General features: G+C 52.7%; 18 protein-coding genes and 2 pseudogenes. 4 read left to right on the plus strand and 16 right to left on the minus strand.

From position 1 onward, the window contains the following. Positions 1-225: 225 nt before the first annotated feature. Together O3W44_RS19765 and O3W44_RS19770 are read right to left on the minus strand one after the other, a co-directional pair. The gene (locus tag O3W44_RS19765) at positions 226-474 is read right to left on the minus strand and encodes an AAA family ATPase (protein WP_269294508.1); all 249 of its coding nucleotides are present in this window, start codon (positions 472-474) and stop codon (positions 226-228) included. A 53-nt stretch (positions 475-527) separates the two neighbouring features. Further along, complete coding sequence (locus tag O3W44_RS19770; protein ID WP_269294598.1) at positions 528-1,481, minus strand: Rpn family recombination-promoting nuclease/putative transposase; 954 nt, start codon at positions 1,479-1,481, stop codon at positions 528-530. 177 nt (positions 1,482-1,658) lie between these two features. On the opposite strand from O3W44_RS19770, the pseudogene O3W44_RS19775 reads away from it, so the two are divergent. Both O3W44_RS19775 and O3W44_RS19780 read left to right on the plus strand, forming a co-directional pair. Continuing rightward, positions 1,659-2,138, plus strand: a pseudogene (locus O3W44_RS19775) (DUF2913 family protein); the annotation flags it as partial. Positions 2,139-3,004: 866 nt separating this feature from the next. After that, on the plus strand, positions 3,005-3,499 hold the full coding sequence (locus O3W44_RS19780) for a hypothetical protein (protein ID WP_269294510.1): 495 nt from the start codon (positions 3,005-3,007) through the stop codon (positions 3,497-3,499). A gap of 597 nt (positions 3,500-4,096) precedes the next feature. Here O3W44_RS19780 and O3W44_RS19785 read toward each other — a convergent pair. From O3W44_RS19785 to O3W44_RS19800, 4 genes are read right to left on the minus strand one after another with little or no spacing between them, the layout of a single operon-like run. Next, the gene (locus O3W44_RS19785) at positions 4,097-5,410 is read right to left on the minus strand and encodes an MFS transporter (RefSeq protein WP_269294511.1); all 1,314 of its coding nucleotides are present in this window, start codon (positions 5,408-5,410) and stop codon (positions 4,097-4,099) included. Continuing rightward, positions 5,403-6,038: a DUF4286 family protein gene (locus O3W44_RS19790; RefSeq protein ID WP_269294599.1), complete on the minus strand. Its 636-nt coding sequence runs from the start codon at positions 6,036-6,038 to the stop codon at positions 5,403-5,405. The genes O3W44_RS19785 and O3W44_RS19790 overlap by 8 nt, the downstream gene beginning before the upstream one ends. Continuing rightward, on the minus strand, positions 6,038-7,381 hold the full coding sequence (locus O3W44_RS19795; protein ID WP_269294512.1) for an amidase: 1,344 nt from the start codon (positions 7,379-7,381) through the stop codon (positions 6,038-6,040). Before O3W44_RS19795 ends, O3W44_RS19790 begins: the two co-directional genes overlap by 1 nt. Before the next feature lie 11 nt (positions 7,382-7,392). Continuing rightward, positions 7,393-8,073, minus strand: coding sequence for a DUF2848 domain-containing protein (locus tag O3W44_RS19800; protein ID WP_269294513.1), 681 nt, complete (start codon positions 8,071-8,073; stop codon positions 7,393-7,395). Between the two features lie 114 nt (positions 8,074-8,187). On the opposite strand from O3W44_RS19800, the gene O3W44_RS19805 reads away from it, so the two are divergent. Then, entirely contained in the window at positions 8,188-8,862 is a 675-nt protein-coding gene (locus tag O3W44_RS19805; RefSeq protein WP_269294514.1) for a GntR family transcriptional regulator, read from the plus strand. A 120-nt stretch (positions 8,863-8,982) separates the two neighbouring features. On the opposite strand, the gene O3W44_RS19810 is transcribed toward O3W44_RS19805, so the two are convergent. Both O3W44_RS19810 and O3W44_RS19815 read right to left on the minus strand, forming a co-directional pair. Then, positions 8,983-9,759, minus strand: a complete 777-nt coding sequence (locus O3W44_RS19810) for a transporter substrate-binding domain-containing protein (protein WP_269294515.1) — start codon at positions 9,757-9,759, stop codon at positions 8,983-8,985. Between the two features lie 15 nt (positions 9,760-9,774). Beyond that, positions 9,775-10,952, minus strand: a pseudogene (locus tag O3W44_RS19815) (M20 aminoacylase family protein). A 364-nt stretch (positions 10,953-11,316) separates the two neighbouring features. On the opposite strand from O3W44_RS19815, the gene O3W44_RS19820 reads away from it, so the two are divergent. Beyond that, positions 11,317-11,742, plus strand: coding sequence for a DUF4174 domain-containing protein (locus O3W44_RS19820; protein ID WP_269294516.1), 426 nt, complete (start codon positions 11,317-11,319; stop codon positions 11,740-11,742). Positions 11,743-11,899: 157 nt separating this feature from the next. Here O3W44_RS19820 and O3W44_RS19825 read toward each other — a convergent pair whose 3' ends face one another. From O3W44_RS19825 to O3W44_RS19860, 8 genes are all read right to left on the minus strand, one after another. Beyond that, positions 11,900-12,076, minus strand: coding sequence for a hypothetical protein (locus O3W44_RS19825; protein WP_269294517.1), 177 nt, complete (start codon positions 12,074-12,076; stop codon positions 11,900-11,902). Positions 12,077-12,126: 50 nt separating this feature from the next. After that, the gene (locus O3W44_RS19830) at positions 12,127-12,606 is read right to left on the minus strand and encodes a VOC family protein (protein WP_269294518.1); all 480 of its coding nucleotides are present in this window, start codon (positions 12,604-12,606) and stop codon (positions 12,127-12,129) included. A 16-nt stretch (positions 12,607-12,622) separates the two neighbouring features. Continuing rightward, positions 12,623-13,108 (minus strand): VOC family protein, encoded by a 486-nt coding sequence (locus O3W44_RS19835; RefSeq protein WP_269294519.1) that lies wholly within the window; start codon positions 13,106-13,108, stop codon positions 12,623-12,625. Positions 13,109-13,355: 247 nt separating this feature from the next. After that, positions 13,356-13,577, minus strand: a complete 222-nt coding sequence (locus O3W44_RS19840; RefSeq protein ID WP_269294520.1) for a hypothetical protein — start codon at positions 13,575-13,577, stop codon at positions 13,356-13,358. A gap of 140 nt (positions 13,578-13,717) precedes the next feature. Further along, complete coding sequence (locus tag O3W44_RS19845) at positions 13,718-13,987, minus strand: hypothetical protein (protein WP_269294521.1); 270 nt, start codon at positions 13,985-13,987, stop codon at positions 13,718-13,720. A gap of 440 nt (positions 13,988-14,427) precedes the next feature. After that, positions 14,428-16,083, minus strand: a complete 1,656-nt coding sequence (locus O3W44_RS19850) for a tannase/feruloyl esterase family alpha/beta hydrolase (protein ID WP_269294522.1) — start codon at positions 16,081-16,083, stop codon at positions 14,428-14,430. Positions 16,084-16,478: 395 nt separating this feature from the next. Then, entirely contained in the window at positions 16,479-17,351 is an 873-nt protein-coding gene (locus O3W44_RS19855; protein WP_269294523.1) for an NAD(P)-dependent oxidoreductase, read from the minus strand. A 9-nt stretch (positions 17,352-17,360) separates the two neighbouring features. Next, positions 17,361-18,443, minus strand: a complete 1,083-nt coding sequence (locus O3W44_RS19860; protein ID WP_269294524.1) for a 4-oxalomesaconate tautomerase — start codon at positions 18,441-18,443, stop codon at positions 17,361-17,363. Positions 18,444-18,445 lie beyond the last annotated feature (2 nt).

The raw sequence follows: 18,445 nt of genomic DNA on the forward strand, positions 1-18,445 counted from the left end.
TAAATCGCTAGGTGGGGTATTATTTTATGCGCATCCGCCCGTAACCCCATTTTTCTCTATGTAAAACTGGAATAGCGGGATTTATTGATGGTCCGGCTTGAGATTTTTTTGGTTATATAAACCGTATTGCTGGCATGGGAATGATAAGCGTAAGAAAAAATACTGAAGTTTCTTTCAAACAGAGTTTAATACGCTTAATTTAACATAAATAGCATTAAGCGAACTTTACATATAATAGCTAAATGCAGAGGATTGGCTTGGATATGCTTGCTGAGAAAGAAATGCCTTTATGCCCAGCGATTCAACCCGATGTCGGCTGTCGCTCAGTACCAGGTCCAGCGCCAGCAGCATACTGCTCTTGCCGGACTCGTTATCGCCGATGATCACATTCCTGCCAGGCTGGAAAGAAAAAGACAGCGAAGAACATTTTCTGAAATTTTTGAGACATCTGCTCTCGAAAGGAACCGGGTGCATCAGAAGGCGTATCTGAATACCTGAAAGAGCACTCAGGAAAATGGCTGAGCTGCTCAGTGGTGAATTTGCGCCAGCTCGTCTTCTGTCAGGCCGGTCATCTGCATGACGATACTCTGGTCAAGGCCATTCTGCAGCATGGTTCGTGCAATTTTCAGGGTTGCTTCGCGCTCGCCCTTTTCAATACCTCGCTGCTCGCCAAGCTGAATCCCCTCCTGGCGTCCTTCCATGCGTCCTTTCTCAATGCCCTTCTGCTCGAGCTGCTGTGCGATGGTCATGAGTGCGTCTCCGTGTTGCGGCACACGCTGTGCCAGTTCGCGAACGAAGGCTTCGGAGTCGGCCGACTCTCCCGCCTGCAGTAAATAGTGTATCAGCACTGTCACCTGAGATGAAGAAAGATAGTCCGCCATCAGCAGCGTGGCCAGCCGGTCGGTCAGCGTGGCCATATCGCGCTGGTGGATGTGCTTCTGCAGCAGCGTGAGTGCCGCCATGCTGCGATGATTCATGATGTCATCATCCGGGATGACGGTAATGTCTGTCAGGGGAAAAGCACTGCCGTAGAGCTTCTCTGCGACTGCCGGATCGTCGAACTCATCCAGCCAGCGGGTGGAGTACGGATACGGGCTGCGTTTTCCGGTATAGAACAGCACGGGTATCACCAGCGGCAGCTTCTTATGACCGGCCTCAAGATGGCGTTGCATGGCAGCTACCGCATAGCGCATCAGGCGAAAGGCCATATGCCGGTCCGGGGAAGACTGGTGCTCGATGAGTACGTGAACGTAGCCGTCTCCGGTGGTAGTCCTCAGACTGTAAATGACGTCGCTGAAGTACTGCCGCAGGTCATCCTCTACGAAAGAGCCAGACTCCAGCTTCAGGGTGCTGAGATCGCAGAGCGCACGCAGCTCTGCCGGGAGGTGAAGCTCCATAAAGTCCCGGGCAATCTCCGGCTGCGTGAGAAACTGCCTGAAAGTCGCGTCGTGAGGCGTTGGCGTGCTGTTTTTCTTCTTCATCCGTGCTGACTCATTAAATGACGCGAACATAATAACATGAGAGCAGAAACGCTGTGCGAGGAACCACTCTTATCAGATGTTCGAAACTGTTTGCGTTAAAATAACCGCTCTGTACGTTTACGGGGAAAATCTGCAGTGTCATTGACAGAAAAGTCTGGTCATCTGGCCTGATGTGCCTTGATCGCACTGGCATTTGCCCGAAAGGACGGAACAGTACGTTCTGCCGCTCAGGAAAATCTTTTCCTCACATGCTGGCTGGCTTTTGCTCAGAAGCAGCGTCGCTTCTCTCGTGATGTCGCTCCCGATATTGACTGGTTGCTGAAACAGGGTCGGCAGTATGGCGTTAATGCGAAGCTGGCTGACAAGCTGGACTATCTATCTGTGGCAATCCCGTTCCGGGACGCTTACGGACAGGATGCTCTCAGTCGCCTTACCTTTGTAATGGAAGCCGCAAAAGATATGGGCTGGATTTACCGGTTGCTCACTGACAGGGAGTGGTCGGGACGTTACGCCGTAAACCTGAATCCCGGTCTGAACAGCATCTGTGTCTCGCAAACCAGTCTGGCCACAGGATTTGACGCCGAAGGCCGTCAGATAAAACCACTGATGGCGCGCCTGACAGGGAGCGTGGCTGGCCTTGAGCAGCTTTTTGACCGCTGAGGATGGAAGCTTGTTGCAGAACGCAATGATGATTTCAAAAACCTTTTTACGCTAGCCGCTGAAAATAATGGATAAATCAATCCATCCACAGAAACGGGCGTGCTGGATAATGTTTAAAATTGCTCAGTAAAACGGCATTTACTGATTACAGTGGATTGTATTTTACGAAGAGATAAGCCACCAAGGGACAGCATAAAGCATCCGCCTTACGTTACGGTGTAACTTCCTGGAAGCTATAGGAGTGCATATTATGGTCAGACGCACTACGACTCCTGTAGCCAGAATTGCTCGGCATGCAGACAGGTCGGTGCTGCCAGACATAAATACTGTTTGTAATCTCAGGCCAGTGGCCACCGCTCCGCATCATACCTGGTCGCTGATATCAGATTATCAAAGAACGGCGATGGTCATAAAAAACTGTCAAAGCTAAACGATATCGCTTCTTTCAGGGATTTTCGAAGCGGCCGCCTCTACTAATCCACTAAAACCGGGCAAGTCTCAACCCAAAACGCACAGGAGAGATGGGCACGGCCGTAGAAAACGCATTCTTACCTCTGACCGATAAACATCGTCATTCTAATACCCGCCATTTAACGGCCTGCCTGGATATCGAAATTAAGACTGTTTTTTGAGCTATCCAACACCGGCTTGCATCGCCGGAAACTATCTGAAAACCCTGTCTGGTTTCATTATCAAAAGTAATAAAACTCACTCCATTTTATTTGGTAAATATTTTCTGTAATTCAGAAAATTTGAATCCCGCTCCCTGTCTCAGTGGCGGTTTTTGACGGAAAAATTATAAAAATTCGTATACTGTTCTTCACTAAAGCCTGATGGTACAGGCTTTGTAAGGAGATATTTTAATGGGGCAGTTCAGGGTTTCGCTGGCAGATTTTCGAAATTATTGTTTTAGAGGAAAGCAACAAAACAGCACTAAATTAGAGACAGGACATAATAGTGATTATCAGTATTTTTTTGATGTTCCTAAAAATAAAACTGGTAACCGCATAAATATTATCGGTCATGGTGACAAAGGTGGGATCACTTTTGTTAGTTTAATAAACAAAGTTCAGTCAACTCCTGAAGAGCTTCATAATAAAATCAAGCCAGTAATTCTTGATAACAATATTACAAGCGTTCGGCTTGTTTCCTGCAGGGCAGGTGGGACGGGGTTTGCTGAGGCTTTAGCTAATTGCTCTAACTTACCCGTAAAAGCCTCTCCCGGATCTGTGACTATTTATGAAGCATGCAACGAGCGTTATGTACTGCTCAAAAAGATGGAAAACCCAAAGAGACCAAATGAGCACAAGTTCTTTTGGTTTGAAAAAAGTCCAGTTGATGCCGTTACAAAGAGTTGATTCACACTTTCAGCTTTTATCGTCAGGGATGATAAACACCCCTGAAATCACTGATTTTTTTGCTGCCGTAGCGGGTATTATACAGAATTATTATTCACCCCTCTCTTCTTTCTGGCCTGGCAGACGAAGTGATTGAGTTGCATGAGCAAATGCTGAACAGCTTTATCAGCAGAATCAAAAACACACAGACAGAGCGCCTTCAGCAGACCGAAAAGCCGATCCCGGTAAAATTAAAATAATACATCGACGTTGGCCGGGCACTTTCTGAATCCAGTGTTTCAGAAGGAGATCCATGGAGCGCAACAGAAAACATACTGCCATAGACTGACTCTTCCCGATTTCACTGAATGCCGTGCGGGGAAGGCGGCGGTTTTGCCCTGGTGTTGGCTCGCCGCACTTCCTCCGCTGGCGTAACAAAGGTATCGACCACAGCGGAAAGAACTGCACTATGTTGTGTTTCAAATTGTAACGCACCGGTCGTAACAGCCTGCCACTTCGGTTAATGCAGCGGACTATGCCCGCCAGGCGCTGGCACCTGGCAGAATGCGCACGGTCAGAAACCCCCTGAGTACAGGCACTCCTTTGCCATCATCTCTCTCAGTGGGGCCGATGCGCCGTTTCTTTTGCTTTCCACAATGCAACCAGCGTAATCATCAGTGCCAGGCTGACATACAGCGATACCCACAGCGTGCTGCCCGTCTCTTTAAAAAGAGAAGTAATAATCAATGGTGCAAAACCGCCGCCGACGATACCGGCAAGCGTGTAGGCGAGCGACGATCCGGCATAACGCACGTGACTGGGAAATTGCTCGGTAACAAATGCTGCCTGTGGGCCGTACATCATCGCGTGGATCAGCAGCCCGCCTGCGACTGCCAGAACGATCAGTGTGGGTTGTGTGCTGTCGAGAAGTACAAAGAAAACAAACGACCAGACAATAGCCAGGAGGGCGCCGGTGATATAAACCGGCCGGCGTCCCCATTTGTCTGACAGCGCCCCAAACATCGGCACCGTGACAGCATTACCAACCGCTCCCAGCATAGTCGCCATCAACGCCAGTGGGCGCGGCAGATGAAGCACGGTGGTGACATACGTCAGCGTAAAGACCACGACCAGCGCATAAAGCACATCCGAGCCAATACGCGATCCACCGGCGATCAGCAGTTGTTTGGGATAGTTAAAGAACACCTCTTTAAGCGGCGTATGTGTGGTTTTCTTTTCCGCCTGCATCGCAACAAATGTCGGGGTCTCTTCCACACCACGACGCAGCCACAGGCCAAACATCACCAGTAACAAACTCAGCAGAAACGGGATGCGCCAGCCCCAGTCCTGAAACTGATCGGCGCTCATTGCGACCGTTACCAGGGTAATAAAGCCAGTACCAATCAGCGTTCCGCAAGAGGGGCCAACCTGGGCAAACGAGGCATTGCGGCCACGTTTGTCGGCATCACCGTGCTCCATTGACAGCAGAACCGCGCCGGCCCATTCACCGCCGAGTGCAATGCCTTGCACAAAGCGCAGCGCCACCAGCAGAACGGGACTCCAGATCCCCCAAACGGCATAGCCAGGAAGCAGCCCCATTAGTGCCGTGGTGATACCCATAATCATCAGCGTAATGATCAGCACGGCCTTGCGACCGGCAACATCACCGAGATGACCAAAGACAAAACCCCCTGACGGGCGTGAAATATAACCCACCGCATAGGTCGAAAATGCCAGAATTGTTCCCACTAAGGGATCGAAGCTGGGAAAAAATACCTGATTAAATACCAGCGCAGCCATGATGTTGTAGACGGTGAAGTCATACCATTCCAGCGCCGTGCCTATTGAACTGGCCGCCGCCAGGCGACCTGTTTTTGATTTAGTGCGCTTATCGCTTACCGTCTGATGCAGAGCAGAATCTGTATTAGCCATGGGCCAGCTCCTGTTTAGTTAACTGCCAGCTCAGGGCATAGTGTTGAACATCGCCAGTAAGCCTCTCGGCGGCGGCTGAAGCCAGCCGATCGCAACCTTGTGCGTCACTGCAATGGATAAGCAGCATCGGTAACATCTGGCGGTTATCTTTGCTTTCCATCGGCAATGGCGAACTGAGATCGGTATCGGGTGTGAGCAGACAGGAAGAGATATAGCCGGGCGTTTGGCTGACTTGCTGCTGCCATGCGGTTAATGCAGTAAAATCGACAGCGTTGAGCGTCACCACCGCCAGGTTATTACCTGTGCCTTTGCCATGGATATGCGTGACGGCACTGACCCGGCGCATGGGATTAATCATCTTTTGTAAATTTTTCACTGACCATGCGGTCTGACGGGTAAACGCCGCGTGGTAATCCGCGCTGGTAAAGGCCTCCAGCGAGTCGGTTTCATACAAACCAAGGTATTTACGTTCGGCATGAATTGCCTGATATCGGGTACCGCGCAGGAATCCCGTGATTGCCACACGCTCCTCTACGTGCTCATGGTCATACCACTGGTTAAAATCCGCTTCATCTTCAGCGCCAACGCTGGTCGCAACAAACAACATACCGTGGGGTTGAGTCATCATCATGATCTCCAGTTAAGGGCTGTTTCCACGGCGAGAGACCAGCTGATTAAGCGGGCATCGTCGCCATGAACGGAAGCAAGGCTCAGACCAACCGGCGCGCGACCAGTTTGCTGACAGGGTAACGAGATGGCGCAGCCATCCAGCATGTTAATGACACTGGTGTTACGCAGCATCAGCGCGTTGATCTCCCGGTAACGCTGGGGATCATCCAGTGAGGCAATGGTTGGGGCGATGCAGGGAACAGTGGGCATGATCAACGCATCAAATCCTGCCAGTGCTGCATTAACACGTTGCTGCCAGGCTTCACGCTGCTGACAGAGTTCCGACGCATCCTGTTCAGTAAGATGGCTGCCGCGCTGCACACGCGCCAGCACGTGCGGATCATAAGCATCGGGCTGTGCCTGCGCAGTGCGTTGATGCCACTGCCACGCCTCATAAGCCGTGATGCCGCCACGGGCGTTCATGGCGTTCAGCTCATCCAGCTCACTGAGTGGGATCTCCACAAGGGTGGCACCGGCATGGCGCAAGGCCTTAATGGCAGCGTCCCAGGCCTGCGCAACGTCCTGTTCCAGCCCGTCCAAAACGCGGCTCTGCGGAATGGCAAAACGCGCACTGCACAGATCATAGTGTTCTAACGCAAGCGGTCGTTCAGCGATGACGCTGTCAAGCAACCAGCAGCTACGCACATCGTGGGCGATGACGCCGATGCTGTCGAGTGAGGTGGAAAGTGGCAAGGTGCCCGCCTGGCTGATGCGGTCTGCCGTGGGTTTAAAACCGGTCAGACCGCACAGCGCCGCAGGAATGCGAACCGAGCCGCCGGTATCAGTGCCAATCGCGCCAAGGCACATGCCCTCTGCCACGGCCACCGCCGCGCCAGATGAAGAGCCACCGGGAATACGTTTCTCTGCACGCTGCCAGGGATTGGCAGGTGTTCCATAATGCGGATTGATGCCCAGCCCTGAGAATGCGAATTCGGTCATATTGGTCTTACCGACTATCGCAGCCCCTGCAAGGTTCAGCCTCTCCACCACGCTGGCATTTGCCGTGGCAACCGGCGCATCCGACAACAGGCGGGACCCCGCTGTCGTCGCCTCGCCTTCAACGTCGAACAGATCTTTAATGCTGATGGGAAGCCCGTCAATCGTACTCAGCGGATGGTGCGCTTTCCAGCGAACACCTGCCTTATGGGCCTGTTGTGTGGCTTGCGTTTCATAACGGTTTATGAAAACGCACTCGCCCGCTATTTCACGATCGCGTACAGCCTGTAGCGCCGCTGCTGTGAATGCTTCAGGTCCGGATTCGCCTGTCTGTAACTGCTGACTTGCCTGCCAAAGTGTTGTCATTAGAGAACTCCTCATGCCACCACCGGCAACGTGCCGGTGCAGTAAGCGTGCTCAAGCGTGCGATTCAGCACGGGATCGTGCAGCGCCATACGAAACGCGCTGGCAGGACGAATGCCGCCGATAGCGCCCAGCGTGCCGCAGGACATGGCGAGTCCCTCCTGGGCAGTGCTGCCATTCAGATAGCGGCCGAGCAGCTCTTGCGGCGTCAGAAGTGACGACAGCGTGCCTTGCTGATAAACCACCCATTCATCCTGCTCTTTTATCCATGAGGTGAGCGCGAGTGCATCCCAGTGATCCACTACTTCGCTCATGCGCCACGCGCTGCGGGCAACCGGCTTGATACACGCCTGTTTAGAAAGTGCGACGCTGAAGGTTTCCAGATGGCGATCGGTGTGATCGGAAGTCAGAGAGACCCACAGCTCGCCACGATGGCAAAATACGAAGGGTTCAGCTTCACCCGATGTTTCGCTGCCAACGACTTCCAGCCGCTGCTTTTGAGTAAGCTGGTTGGTGGCGACGCGGTAAAAAAGCGGCACTGCACCGGGAGCGGGCACACCTAACGCTTCAAGTTCCCTGATGTGGTGCAATACGGCATCCTTATCCCGGCCTGCCCAGCCCGCAATAATGAAATGCGTGACCTCAACGTCTAGCGTGGTAGCGACGGCGTCGCCTGATGTGAACTGAAGGTGCATGCGTTAATCTCCGCTTGAAAAAACACAGTGAAATTTCACAGTGTTTTCAATCTAGCGATTTTCATGCCAGTTTTTTGTGTAATATGTCGCACAGACAAAAAAAGGAACGTCGTAATGCGTGAGTCAATGACTGAAAATGTGAACCCCGACAGTTCGGCAAAAAACCTTTCGCTGAATGAACAAGCTTATCTGGCGTTCAGACACAGGCTCATTACGCTGCGGTATAAACCCGGAGAATATTTAAATACGGCTCAGGTCATGAATGATCTGGAAATGGGCCGCACCCCGGTTAATCAGGCGATTCACCGCCTGGCGACGGAGGGGCTGCTGCAAATTATTCCTCGTAAAGGGGTCATGGTTGCCCCGCTGTCGATAGACGATGCACTGGAATTAATCGAGGTGCGGCTGGTGAACGAGACGCTGTGTGTCGAACTTGCCAGCCAGAAGGTCAGTGAGCCGCACCTTCATCAACTGCGCAAGCTGAATCAACAGATTGCCCGTGCGAGCGAGGCCCGTAGCAGAGAGGAGATGATGTTGCTGGATCGGGCGTTTCATCAGATGCTGGCGGATATTGCAGGAAACCGGCGGCTCTCCGACATTCTCAGCGTGATCCACGCGCAGGCACAACGCTTCTGGGCAACAACGCTGTCTGATGCTGACCATATGCATGAAGTTATCGCGGAACATAACGAGATTATTGCGGCGCTGGAATCAGGTGATTCACGACGTGCTGCCGACGCGGCACGTGCGCACATCTACTCGTTTAAACGCGCCTTGCTTTCGGCCTGATGCGCTGAGTCATTCTCCGGCGGGCGTGGGGATTACCTTGTGCTGCTGACGACCGCTTTTACGGCTGAAAGGCGGTCAGTACTCCCCACGCAGGCATGACATGGCTGATCGGGCTATTGCTTACTGACCGGAATAGATATCGAAGCTGAAATAATTTCCGGCCAGTTTTTTATAGGTGCCGTCAGCAAGGATGGCGGCAATAGCGCCGTTAAGTTCGTTTTTGAGCGCGTCATCGTTTTTACGCACCGCAATCGCCGACCCGCCAGCAAAAAGATCATCATCTTTAAGCGCGCTGCCAACAAAAGCAAAGTCTGCCCCCTGCGGCTTACGCAACAGACTGTAATCTGCCATAACCCCCGATAACACAGCGCCATCAAGGCGGCCCACTTCAAGATCCTGCAGCAGATTTTGCGTGCCCTGATAGGGAATAATTTGCACGCCCGCCGCTTGCCAGTGTTTCAGGGCATACATTTCCTGAATAGAGCCTTGCTCAACGCCAAGGGTTTTACCTTTTAACGCCTCCGGCAATGAGGAGGATAAGGTATTTTTTCTGGCAACAAGGAAAGTCGGGCCGTTGTACAGTTTATTGGTAAAGGATACCTGTTTTTCACGTTTTTCCGTTATGTTCATCGCCGACAAAATAGCGTCAAATTTGCGTGCCTGCAGCGAAGGGATCAGCGCATCAAAGCCGCCTTCAACCCAGACACATTTTGCCTTAAGATGCGCACAAATCGCATTACCTAAATCGATATCAAATCCCACCAGCCTGCCGTCACTGTTTTTGGATTCATAAGGGGCGAAGCCGGGATCAACGCCAAAGCGGATCTCTTTTGCCGTTGCCGTTAACACCGGGGAACTGCAGGCCAGAACAAGCAGCGTAATTAGCGTTCTTTTCATAATAAACCTCACTCATTAACGACAATAAGCTTCAACCAGCTTGACGAAAAAAGAGGCGCCGGGCGCAATGATTGCATCGTTGAAATCATATTCCGGGTTATGCACCATACAGCCGCCTTTTTCCCCCGGCATACCGTTACCCAGCAGAAAATAGCTGCCAGGCCTTTGCTGCAGCATAAAGGCAAAATCTTCACTGCCGGTCGTGGGGGTAACGTCGTTCACCACCGCCGCTTCACCAAAACATTGCACGGCCAGATTGCGGGCGAAAGCGGTTTGCTCATCTGTGTTTATCAGTACCGGATAGGAGTCATAAACCTCTGTTTCACTTTGCGCGCCGTAACTTTGCGCGGTCAGCTCAGCGGTTTCCCGGATGCGACGAATCAGCAGCTCACGAACCTCCGGTTTCATTGCCCGCACGGTCAGCTCCATCACAGCACTTTCCGGAATAACATTTGATGCAATGCCTGCCTGTATCGTGCCAACCGTCACAATCGCCGTTTCCCTGGCGTAACATTGCGGGAGACGATGGTTTGCAGCGACATAATTAATGCGGCAGCGGTGACGACAGGATCGATGGTGCGATCAGGATGCGCCCCATGGCCGCCATAGCCTTTAATCGTGATTTTCACCGTATCCGCGGAAGCCATAAAATTGCCGCTGTAGAATCCCAGTTTTCCCGTTGGCATACCCGGCATGTTGTGCAGTGCAAAGACACAATCACAGGCAAAACGGTCGAATAATCCCTCTTTGATCATCAGATCGGCACCGCCAAATGCCTCTTCCGCTGGCTGGAAAATCAGATGCACCGTGCCGTTGAACTGACAGGCTTCGGAAGCTATATAGCGGGCGGCCGCCAGCAAAATTGTCGTATGGCCGTCATGGCCACAGGCATGCATTTTGCCTGGGTGTTTACTGGCCCACTCAAGGCCGGTGGTTTCATGAATGGGCAAGGCATCCATATCGGCCCGCAGCCCAATTGCTTTACCGCCGCGTCCTTTGGTGAGAGAGCCCACCACGCCCGTTCTGCCGATCGCCCGCGTCACCTGATAGCCATAACTTTCCAGCAGTTCTGCAACCAGCTGGCTGGTTTCGAACTCTTCCAGGCTTAATTCCGGATGAGCGTGAAGATGACGACGAATAGCCATCATCTCATCTTCCCAGGATTTGATTTCCGGGATAACAAGGTTGGGCATCTGTTTTTCCTTAAGAAATTAGCGGTCGGGTTTTCAGACACAAATAGCACAACCCTGTTGCAGCCAACATCTTAAAGTCGGTGATATTGGAAAATGCTATGACAAAGAGAAGAGGAGCCTGCTCCTGATTTTGCCCCACGGCTTTACTCATTCCACCGCGCTCACTATCCGGCCCTGGGCGTAAATATGCGTTAACAGGCGGTCAGACCGGTTAACTTGCGCTAGCCTTGATACGATGTCCTCCTGTTTACCGAACGTCATAACAGTTCATCATTTCAGTTAAGCGCCGCAGGGCGCCGGGGAGATAAACGCAATGCTGCATATCCCTTCAGGCTTAGCTGCACAATCCCATGATAAGCGTGGCTTGACGCTGGCTTTGCCTGCGCCCTTGTTCGCACTATGTCTGTTGTTATGCCCTGCTGCTCAGGCAGCAGACAACACGATATTTCGTTCTTTAGCGCCTGATACTGCCACGCTGAACCAATACCAATGGCATTATCGCCCCGTTGTGATCTTTGCGCCTTCTGAGATCGAGGCTAATTATGTTCAACAGATGGCGATGCTGAAAAAGACCGAAGCTGAGCTGGCTGACCGCGACATTATTGTCCTGAGTGATACCGCTCCTGCTACTCAGGGACAGCTCCGCGCTCAACTTAAGCCCCGGGGTTTTGAAGTTGTGCTGATTGGTAAAGATGGGGGGATGAAATTAAGACAACAAACACCGGTAAGTTCAGCGGTGTTGCTCTCTACTATTGACAGCATGCCAATGCGTAAGGCGGAGCAGGACTGAGCCGTCAGGCGGATAATCAGCGATGACATAAGGTGCTCACCACATCATACCCCGCCCCGCCTTCCTGCCCGACAATCCCCTCCTTCAGATATCACTGATGCCTGAAAGGCAACGGAGAGTAACGACAACGGGATCGCGCTTTCCTTGCGCTACGGTGTCAGCAGCCTGCCATTCGCGATGTCAGGCCGGCACCCAGGGTCCGGTAAATCAGTTGCGCAATGGTCTGACTGTGTCGCCAGCCCATGACCATCACACGCCGCGCCTGATGCTTCATTAACGGCGAACAGGTGATCGTCAAAAAGCTTAGCGGATCAGAGGCTGCAGGCTGCGCCATGACCCGCAAATACCGGGCTTTTCACTCGCCTGCCTGGACAAATGCTTTCATCATTCTGTGCCATCCGTTGGCACCGGTGGCGTACCGTGTGTATGAAACGTATCGATGGTTTTTAATCCCCACGCCTGGCCCTTTTTTCGCTCGGTTTCTGTCCACACCACAGTTTGCCAGTCCGGTGCCAGTATCAGGCGAGCGCCTGAGTTTGCCAGCTCCACGCGGTTGCCCGCAGGCTCCCAGACATAGAGAAAGAATGTCCCCTGAATTGCATGCTTGTGCGGGCCGGTTTCAATGTGCACGCCATTTTCGAGGAAAATATCGGCTGCGCGCAGGATCTCTTCACGGGTATCTGTGGCATAGGTCACGTGGTGCAGACGTCCGCTGCCACCGCCATGCTCTTCAGTGCAAGCCAGGTCATAGGTTTTATTGTTGATGGTAAACCAGCAGCCACCAATACGGCCGTTATCCAACAGGATCATCTCGGTAACACGCGAACCGAGACAGGTTTCCATAAAATTTTTAAACTCAGACACGTCTGCTGCCAGCAGGTTAAGGTGATCGAGGCGGCGGGGAGAAGCGCCACGACCATGGTAACGTTGCGCCAGATTTTTTTAACGAGGGGCGCTCACCCGCTTCAGCCTGATAGCGTACGGTATCGTAGTAAATTTCAAATATGTGGCCAAAAGGATCGGCAAAGCGGAAGGCGCGGCCCTGTCCCTGGTCGTCATCCACCCAGCCAATGACCTCATATTTGCTGGCCTCAATAGCCGCAACACGTCGCATCAGCGCCGCTTCCGAGCTGGCACGGTAAGCGATGTGCCCCACACCCGTTGTATGATGACGTGTTAACTTCAGAGTATGAAATTCATAGTCATCCCAGGCACGCAGCCAGGCATGCTTTTCATCCTGGGCGGAGACGGTAAGACCATAGACGTTGACGAAGAAATCGAGACTCTCCTCAAATTTGTCAGTGTAAATCTCGACATGTGCCAGATGGGCAATATCGTGGCAGGGTTCCGTCATTTGATTTGTCATAAGGACCTTCCTATTTATGCAGGCGTACCCGTATTCTCAGTTTAATTAACAGGTAAGTTATCTGCCTTTCATCCAATAAGAGAGTGGGTTTTACCTTTGAGGGTATGAGTTTGTTTTATAATGTGACAGCGATAACACAGAGAGGCGCAAAGAACAGGCAACGCCTGATTCACAAGCTGTTTCCCGGTGGCAGTGGGAGCCTGAGTGCGTCTCAACGGGGTGGCATAGCGTTCAGAAAAAGCGGGGGTTAAGCCTGAAGCCAAACCGCCCTGTAACGCACCGGGGAAAACCCCAATCCAGGCGTCATATTCAGACTGACGTCAGCGAACATACGGATACTGACAACGAGCATCTGACACAGCAGAAACAGAATAATGGTTTTCCAGCGGAAAAACTTATCGCTTAACCGGCCGTAAAGGAAGGGACCCGCCAGCGAACCTAAAATATTTATTGCTAAATATCCTGACATTGACACGACCGGCAAACCTAATTCCCTACGCAAACAGGTGTGCAGTCAGGTAATCATAATATACGCAGCACCAAATATACCGCTGGGTAAGAATGTTGCGGTAACGGTAATATGTCGGTGCTTGCCCTGAAAGATTTCAGTTATTCTTTTAGGCTGTTTATTTTGCCCGCTATTTGAAAAAACAGGTGACTCCGGTACCAGGCGACGAATAAACCACACCAGAACAGCCGGAACGATGCCGCTCCTGATATTCCGGCTTCAGACTTAGTCAATATGGCCAGACTTAATAATACTGGCATGACTAACGAATAAATTGTGTTGCCCATTGAGTCGAACGTAAATGCGCCAAGACATGTCCACCAGGTTCTTTTTTCATTTCTGGTGAGTTCAGCGTACCATCCTGCTTTCATTTACCGCCTGCCGTTGACATAAAATAAAAAGTCAGCCACCCTTTCAGGCAACCTTATTTATTATCGGTTAACGACATACAGAAGCAGGTTGAAACAGAGATGAATAACAGTACTTTCGCGGCCTTTTGTGATTGCTGTCGCGGTGAAATAACAGGATTAAAACAATACCGATTTCATTAATTAAGGGACAAGGAAAAGCCAGTCATTAATATTTATTCACTCATGAGTTTTCTTTATCATGACGCTTCACCTCTGCATATAAAATTTAATTGCTGTACACCCCCTTTTTCACCCTGATAAAACGGCTCAAAACGTAGCATTTCCATAAAAGCGTTAATGCACTGCAAAAGATTTTCTGCATGCATCTGTAGCGGTAACCGTCCGCTTTTTTAAAATAAAAAAGCGCCGCAGTCGCGACGCCTTTTACATTATTTCCCGTTTTAATTACTGAACTGATAAGGTTGATAAAAACCCGATCCTGCCCAGTCATAGTGTGCATTTACCACAGGTAATGTTTTTGGCACGTAAGAAGCCGCCTGTTTCACATCACCTTTGCCATTCCATACCGCATATTGCGGGTAAGGATACACAGGACGTGATGCGGCGTTGGCCGGGATGGTTTCCAGCTTCATATCCGGGTGTTCTTTCAGCGAAGGCTTTTCTGCCTGTACTGGGCCAGTTTTTACAGGACCTTTACCGCCCGCGCCGACAGGCTGACCGAAGCTGTTATGCTGCTGCGGTGAGGCCTGCCAGGTGGTGACAGCATCAGGTGCCTGCCCCTTTTCTACCCAGTTCATCACAGGCGTCAGGAAATCAACCAGACTCGGGCCTTCTCCATTTGAGCAGTGATAAACGCCGGGCAATACATACAGACGTTCAAAAGCCTGGCGCTGTGATGCGCCCATCTCCTGACCCAGTGCATGGTGATACGCAATTGAATTAAGAGGGGAAATGTGCGGATCGGCCCAGCCGTGCCAGATGATCAGCTTACCGCCTGCCTGAGCAAACGCGCGCAAATCAGGATTGGTGGCATCATACAGGCTGTGCAGTTTACTCAGCTCATCGAACGTTTTCTGATCGAACTTCAGCGCGCTGAGCGTAAATGAAGGTGACGGATTAGTGACAAAATTAACGTAGCGCAGCGAAGAAAGCGAAATCATTGAGCTCATCACTGGCTGGCGCTTTTCTTCAGGAATAAACACACCCTGCCAGGCCAGCTCAGAGCCGTACTGCGGCCCACTGACAATCAGTTTACGACCGGTTTTTGCCTCGCGAGGCCCGTCATAAAGTTTCTTCAGCGCAGTGAGTTGCTCCTTGCTCAGGCATTTACCCTCCTGCTGATCCGCGTGGCAGCGCAGCACCTCCAGGTCGGGATGACAGGCTTGTGGCGCGGCAATCAGGCCATCTTTCTGTCCGTCCAGCGCATCACACTGATTCAGCACCGCCTGATGTATCAATGGTAGATCCTTCGACGTCAGCAGCGCATTGCCCTCTTTGTCCCGGTTACTCACTACCTGCCAGGCGTGATACATCGCGTTCTGCACCTGAAAATTCATGGCTGCGGCACCCGCAATGATGCCGTTGAAATCCAGCGGGAAACGCTGTGCTTCCATCAGGGCTTCGCGTCCGCCGTCGGAGCAGCCGTTAAAGTAAGCAAATGCTGCCGGTTTTTGATAGAACGCGGCAATGAGTTTTTTCGCGGCCAGTGCCGTTAAATGTTGCCCACGCCAGGCAAAATCGCTGCGCTTCTGGCGGTTGTTTCCCCAGTCCGTTTCCTCTTCACTGTGCCCCATATTTGTTGCCGCCACGGCAAAGCCGTTGCTGTTAAGCGGCGCGCAACCTGCCGCTGCGCCTGGCTGCAATGTGATGGAGCCACACAAGCCGCCGCAGCCTACCTGCATATAACGCTGATTCCAGCCGTCTGCAGGTAATAAAAGGCGAAAACGAATCTCCGGGGCCAGCGTGCCTTCGACTTTGCACCACTGCGCATTATTCAGTTTGACCGCAGCGGTAGTGTCTACCTGGCTGCCTTTACCGCCGATATCGGTCAGGTCAGTAGATTTCAGGCTGTCGCAACTGATGGCTGGCTTCAGCATCGCCAGATCGGCTGCATGCGCATCCGGCAGTATTAAAAAACCGCCAGCAGTGACAGCAACTGCAGGCCGTAAAAAAGCTTGTTCTTCATAGGGTTTCCTGAGGAATTTCCGGGTGTGACAAGTATAAATTTACTGCATATTTTCACTGCGAAATCTGTTTGTGGAGAAAGTCAGTGTTCAGATAAGCAATGTAAGAAAATATGTGGCCTGCTCACTGACAAAACCGTTCGCGATTGTTAAACCGGCTATCGTCATGCACAGTAGGGCACGGGATCGGCTGTTATGGCCTTTCGCGCATGAGCAGGCAGAAAAAGCATTGATCAGTGAAGCGGCTGTTAACGCAATGAAATCAGTGGACTGACAGTGATTAGCCCGACAGTCGTTTGTCTGCGCAATTACCTTAAACGGTCTGTTGCCGCTTGCCAGACAAACGGCTGGAAGTCGCTGTAGCGCACACCCTGCTCCGCCATTTTTGCCGGTAATGCGGCCTGTACCTGCTGCGTTGCATGGCTCATTACCGCTGCCACACCGACATCCTGCAACGTTTTCACCACTTCGCCCATCTCTTCAGCGCGTCTGAGGCCGTGCTCAGCAACACGGCTGATAAGATAATGCGGCAGCTGATCGTTCCATCCCAGCGACGGAAAGCTGGCATGCAGAGAGGCTAAAACGGCCTCTTCCACACCGTACTGCCGCGCCGCGCTGAGACATTCAGTGGTTAAGGCTTCCAGCCCTTTTATCATCACGCTGCGACACATCTTAATCGCCGACACGTCGCCAATGCGTTCACTGGCAGCGCGTGCGTTACAACCCAGCGCAGTTAACGTATCCGCAGCTCGAGGGGCTGCCGGTCCGCCAATCAGCAGCGGCGTAGCCAGCCGCTTTGGCGGCACCGGCGCCATCACCGCCACATCCAGATACTCTCCGGCACCCGCGATGATGGCCGCAGCGGCGGCACGTCTGGTGCCAGGCGCGACGGAATTAAAGTCCAGAAAAAGCTGGCCAGTACGCAGCAGCGGCGCAGCCTGCTCTGCCACCTCCAGCGCGCTGGACGCTGTCACCAGGGACAACACAATATCCGCACCGTCCAGCGCATCAGCCAGTGACGCTGCGGGCTGGACGCCAGTTTGCCCCGCCAGCCCGCGCAAATGCTCGGCGTGCGGGCTGAGAAACTTTTTGTCCCAGACGCGCACGTTTGCAGCACCCGCTAAATCCTGCGCATAAATCTGTCCGGCTTCGCCAAAACCTACAATCGCAATACGTAGCATGTGCTCTCCTTAGTTGCCTGACCAGAGCGAACCCGGAATGGCCACACGTCCGTCAAACAGCAGGCGTGCGGTGCGAATCAGTCCGCTATTGATAACGTTGCCCGCCGCATCGCGCGTCAGCATTACGCTGAACTCACCGGTGGGATGTTCAACAGCCAGTCGCTGCTGGCGGGCGGTGCTGACCTCAGCCAGCGATTCGGTAACAGCGCCCGGGATCAGACAGGCGGTCGCCACGCTCACCGCGCCTAATACGCCAATGGATGCATGACAGCGGTGAGGAATAAAGGTGCGCGTGGTCAGGGCACCGCCCTGTGCCGGGGCGGCAATCAGGGTCATTTTGGGTACGGTACGCTGTGCCACATCGCCCAGATTCATCCGCGGGCCAGCCTGTAAGCGGATCGACTCCAGCCGCGCTTTCAGCTCCTCGTCGTTATCCAGCTGTTCACGCGTTTCCAGCCCGCTGCGTTGCAGATCGGCAGCGCGTAGCAGCACCACGGGCATGCCATTATCAATACAGGTCACGTCAATTCCGTCAAAGCTGTCGCGTGCATTGCCCGTCGGCAGCAGTGCACCACAGCTCGAGCCGGCAATGTCCTGAAAATTGAGGATCTGTTCGGCGGCGCAACCCGGTACGCCGTCAATCTGCGCATCACCTTCATACTCCACCGCGCCATCAGGCGTGGCGATGTGTGCTTCTGCAATCTGACCGGTGTTTACCATAAAAATGCGCACCCGCGTGACCTCTCCCTGCACCGCCACCAGCCCCTTTTCAATCGCGAAAGGCCCGACGGCAGCGAGGATGTTGCCGCAGTTTTGCCCGTAATCCACCACGGCTTTATTCACGTTGACCTGCGCGAACAGGTAATCAACATCCGCGTCCGGACGTGTGGAGAGGGAGACAATCGCCACTTTGCTGGTCAGCGGATCGGCACCGCCGATACCGTCAATCTGCCGCGCATCGGGCGAGCCCATAACGGCCAGCAGCACGCGATCGCGCATGGCGTGATCTGCAGGCAGGTCCGCAGCCAGAAAGCAGGCGGCTTTAGAGGTACCGCCGCGCATCAGAACGCAAGGGAGTAAGGTCTGTTTCATCT

The sequence above is a fragment of the Pantoea sp. LMR881 genome (assembly GCF_027157825.1).
Classification (GTDB): domain Bacteria; phylum Pseudomonadota; class Gammaproteobacteria; order Enterobacterales; family Enterobacteriaceae; genus Pantoea; species Pantoea haifensis.